Origin of the sequence: Streptomyces sp. SID14515 (genome assembly GCF_010548505.1) — a bacterium.
GTDB classification, from domain to species: domain Bacteria; phylum Actinomycetota; class Actinomycetes; order Streptomycetales; family Streptomycetaceae; genus Streptomyces; species Streptomyces caviscabies.
This window is the reverse complement of sequence record NZ_JAAGMH010000094.1, coordinates 1-3,782: the sequence shown is the minus strand read 5'-3', so window position 1 is coordinate 3,782 and position 3,782 is coordinate 1. Positions and strand designations below refer to the sequence as shown.

Genomic DNA, 3,782 nt, shown 5'->3' with positions numbered 1-3,782 from the left:
CTTGGAGTCGCGGACGGGGACGATGCCGTGCGGGGCGGCGAGGTTGGTGGCGACCTCGACGCACTGGCCGCCATTGTTGCTGTACGAGGACGTGAACCAGCGGGGTTTTTCGGTCTCGGTCGTCACGGGTGCCCCTTCGTGGACGGTCAGTTCACCGATGCGGATGCTGCGACTCACGGCTCTTGATACCCAGGACGGAGGCGGTGGACGCGTCGTCGTGAGCGGTGCGGTCATGATCCGGTCCGCCGCTCCGGGCAGAGCACGTCGGGTGCGCTGCGGTTCGGGGAGCAGGTCACCAGGGCGACGGAGTGGAAGACCGTGCCGTTGAGGTAGTGGCCGAGGGACAGGTCTCCGCCCCACGCGAGCCGTTCGACCGCCGCCCTGACGAGGAGGACCAGCCTCGTCGCCTCCCGGTCCTGCGCGGAGGCGAACCGGGGCGCGAACTCGGTGAGTTGTCGCCCCAGCCACGCGCCGGCCTCCTTGGGCTCCTCCCAGGTGCCCCGGATCGTCGAGGCCGGTTTCATGAGCCAGTGCGCCGTCTGGATCGGCGGTACGTCGGAGGCCGGGAACACGGCCACCGCCTCCCGGTACCGCTCGTGCACGTCCTGCTCGCTGGTCGCCGTCGGCGCCTGGCCCGGGGGCCTGCGGATGCTCTCCTTGTCGAACGTCCGCTTCTCCCCGAGCCAGGCGTAGCCGTGGTGGTGCACGGCGGCTCAGGCGGAGAGGTCGAAGCGGTCGGGGTCGATGCCCGCCGCGTCCAGCTCGGCCGTCGTGAACCGCAACGGCTCGGCGTCGGGGCGCTTGCTGTCGCCCAGGGCCCAGGTGTCCGGCCCGATCCGCGCGAGGGTGACGCACGATTCGCCGTCGGGGTGGGTGTTGCCGCCGCAGGCTTTTGAGAACTCGACTTCTTCGATGGGGAGTTCGTACAGGTCCGTCATGCACCCGACCCTTTCTGATGTGCCGACGGGTGTTCACCGGTCGGCTCGCGGACGTCTGTGTCGCCCCTGCTCCGTGCGGTGCCCGGTGCTGGTCCGGCGACATGAGCAATGATCTGTCGGCCGCGCAGGAAGTCGGCAGGTTATTCGCGTTGCTGGATATAGATCATGAACGGAAATGGGTGGCCCAGTGCGCCAAAAGGTTTCTCGCGACGTCCCCGAAGAGCGCCATGCGTTCGTATGTCTCGAACACTCTGAGGTGCTCGGCTGTATCCCGGGAGTCCTGAAAAACTATGCGCCCGGTAAAGGTCTCCACCGTGGTCAGGCGGTGGTCGTAGACAGTGAAAGTATTCATGGGGCCGCGGCATGTCGCAGAATCTGTGGGAAGCAAGCCGATGCGCACGTTGGGTAGATGGGACAAGGAAGTCAGGCGGTCCACTTGAACCGCCATTCCCGCCCGGTGGAGAACGGGCCAGCGCACGGCCTGCTCTGTCAGCAGGAACGTGAATGACTTGGTGGTGTCGTAAAGAACGGCCTGTCTTTCCAGCTTCCTCGCTACCGTCACCGACTTGTCGCCCGGTGACCCGCTCAGGCTGGCGCTCACGTATTCGGGGGTCGCGAGAAGACCCGTCACCATGGCAGGCAGGAAGTAGCGAAGAACCGTAGCCTCGGACTCCAGGCCGGCCAGTTCTGCTTGACGCTTCTCCAGGCCTCTCCTGCGTGACGTCCGCTTGTTCTGCCACTCGGTCTGGGCGAGCCGGGCCAGTGACATCACCTCGGCTGTCTCTGCCGGGGTGGCCTCCAGGGCTCTGAGGATCAACTCGACATCGACAAGAGTCGGTCCGACTCGACCGGTCTCCACATTGCTGAGCTTCGTCTGTGACATGTTGCAGCGCTGGGCGAGCCGGACCTGGGACAGCCCGACTCGCTTGCGCAGGTCTCGGAGCAACGTGCCAAGATCGGTTCTGGAGCCTGCCAGTTGCTCAGGTTGAAAGGTCAAGGCCCTGTACGTACTCCTCGAAAGGAACCGCTCGTTCTAGTGCGATCCGCTTCCATGTCCGGTAGGGCGTTGGATCACCTTCGTATGCCTCGCGGTTGATCTGGGTTCCATCGGGTCGGAAGTTGAGGTGAGCGATACGCGTCTCATCGAACATCCACCAGTCGCGGCCGTTGAGCGGCAGTCCGAGGTCACCGTGCGTCACATCCAATATCCGGATGTCCTCGCCGGCTTCGACGTTTCCCGGAATCCCCCAGGAGAACTGGTAGAGCTGGTAATTCGTAAGCGGTCTGTGGACCACTCGGACACGCCCGATGCTGCGCCCGGCCTTCTTGTGCCTTCGGACACGTTCGTGCCAGCGTGCGTTGTGACCGGCCGGTTTGTCCTCACCTCTGAGGAATCGAGCGACGTTCTCCTGCTCCCTGGGCATGGTGTACGTGGGCTGCGCCTCGAACCTCCAGGCCTCTCGCTCGAAGGAGTCGAAGAAGTCGCGCCATGCTTCACCATCCAAGAGCACGAACGGCCTCCCGGAGGACATTCTCTGGAATCTTTACCAGAGCCTCACCGGGCGGAGGCTGAAATGCTGAGTGCAGGTCACCCTGAACAACGATTCCGCCGTCCGTCCTGTCCACGTATACGTTCGGGCAGTCGTCGTCATCACAGTTCGGTCCGCCGGCGACTCCCGTAAGGCGGTGCAGGTCACTTCGTGCCACGGTGCTCCCTCTGCTGTACGAGTTGAACCATGCCGACGATGACGGTAGAGCGGGGCGGCAACGTGCGTCTACCAGGGCGGGCGGGTATTCGCGTTGTCGGGTAAGACCGAGATTTCGAGCTGCACCAAGTAGTGCCGACGGCACCGGACTCTCCACGTGGTCGCAGTAGAGCCCCACCGCGATGTGCACGGTGGGGCCGTTGCTCTGCCGACTCGGGTGGCTCAGACGGTGCCGAAGTCTCCGGCCCGGACGCCCGCCACGAAGGTGGTGAACGCGGTGGCGGGGACGGTGAGGGCCGGGCCGCTGACGTTCTTGGAGTCGCGGACGGGGACGATGCCGTGCGGGGCGGCGAGGTTGGTGGCGACCTCGACGCACTGGCCGCCATTGTTGCTGTACGAGGACGTGAACCAGCGGGGTTTTTCGGTCTCGGTCGTCACGGGTGCCCCTTCGTGGACGGTCAGTTCACCGATGCGGATGCTGCGACTCACGGCTCTTGATACCCAGGACGGAGGCGGTGGACGCGTCGTCGTGAGCGGTGCGGTCATGATCCGGTCCGCCGCTCCGGGCAGAGCACGTCGGGTGCGCTGCGGTTCGGGGAGCAGGTCACCAGGGCGACGGAGTGGAAGACCGTGCCGTTGAGGTAGTGGCCGAGGGACAGGTCTCCGCCCCACGCGAGCCGTTCGACCGCCGCCCTGACGAGGAGGACCAGCCTCGTCGCCTCCCGGTCCTGCGCGGAGGCGAACCGGGGCGCGAACTCGGTGAGTTGTCGCCCCAGCCACGCGCCGGCCTCCTTGGGCTCCTCCCAGGTGCCCCGGATCGTCGAGGCCGGTTTCATGAGCCAGTGCGCCGTCTGGATCGGCGGTACGTCGGAGGCCGGGAACACGGCCACCGCCTCCCGGTACCGCTCGTGCACGTCCTGCTCGCTGGTCGCCGTCGGCGCCTGGCCCGGGGGCCTGCGGATGCTCTCCTTGTCGAACGTCCGCTTCTCCCCGAGCCAGGCGTAGCCGTGGTGGTGCACGGCGGCTCAGGCGGAGAGGTCGAAGCGGTCGGGGTCGATGCCCGCCGCGTCCAGCTCGGCCGTCGTGAACCGCAACGGCTCGGCGTCGGGGCGCTTGCTGTCGCCCAGGGCCCAGGTGT

General features: G+C 66.2%; 8 protein-coding genes and 1 pseudogene. All 9 read right to left on the bottom strand.

The window, feature by feature from the left end; translation table 11 throughout:
- Positions 1-126: DUF397 domain-containing protein (locus tag G3I54_RS20235; protein ID WP_164615811.1), on the bottom strand; the 126-nt coding region annotated here is incomplete at its 3' end.
- Between the two features lie 104 nt (positions 127-230).
- A complete protein-coding gene (locus G3I54_RS20230) occupies positions 231-707 on the bottom strand; it encodes a hypothetical protein (protein ID WP_164611501.1) in 477 nt (158 codons plus the stop codon).
- 6 nt (positions 708-713) lie between these two features.
- Positions 714-938, bottom strand: a complete 225-nt coding sequence (locus G3I54_RS20225) for a DUF397 domain-containing protein (protein WP_164616277.1) — start codon at positions 936-938, stop codon at positions 714-716.
- A gap of 163 nt (positions 939-1,101) precedes the next feature.
- The gene (locus G3I54_RS20220) at positions 1,102-1,935 is read right to left on the bottom strand and encodes a helix-turn-helix transcriptional regulator (RefSeq protein ID WP_164616276.1); all 834 of its coding nucleotides are present in this window, start codon (positions 1,933-1,935) and stop codon (positions 1,102-1,104) included.
- Positions 1,919-2,449, bottom strand: coding sequence for a DUF6879 family protein (locus G3I54_RS20215; protein ID WP_164616275.1), 531 nt, complete (start codon positions 2,447-2,449; stop codon positions 1,919-1,921). Before G3I54_RS20215 ends, G3I54_RS20220 begins: the two co-directional genes overlap by 17 nt.
- On the bottom strand, positions 2,433-2,645 hold the full coding sequence (locus G3I54_RS39560) for a hypothetical protein (RefSeq protein ID WP_164616274.1): 213 nt from the start codon (positions 2,643-2,645) through the stop codon (positions 2,433-2,435). The genes G3I54_RS20215 and G3I54_RS39560 overlap by 17 nt, the downstream gene beginning before the upstream one ends.
- Before the next feature lie 221 nt (positions 2,646-2,866).
- Positions 2,867-3,082, bottom strand: coding sequence for a DUF397 domain-containing protein (locus G3I54_RS20205; protein WP_164611503.1), 216 nt, complete (start codon positions 3,080-3,082; stop codon positions 2,867-2,869).
- A 104-nt stretch (positions 3,083-3,186) separates the two neighbouring features.
- The gene (locus G3I54_RS20200) at positions 3,187-3,663 is read right to left on the bottom strand and encodes a hypothetical protein (protein WP_164611501.1); all 477 of its coding nucleotides are present in this window, start codon (positions 3,661-3,663) and stop codon (positions 3,187-3,189) included.
- 6 nt (positions 3,664-3,669) lie between these two features.
- A pseudogene (locus G3I54_RS39555) lies at positions 3,670-3,782 on the bottom strand (DUF397 domain-containing protein); the annotation flags it as partial.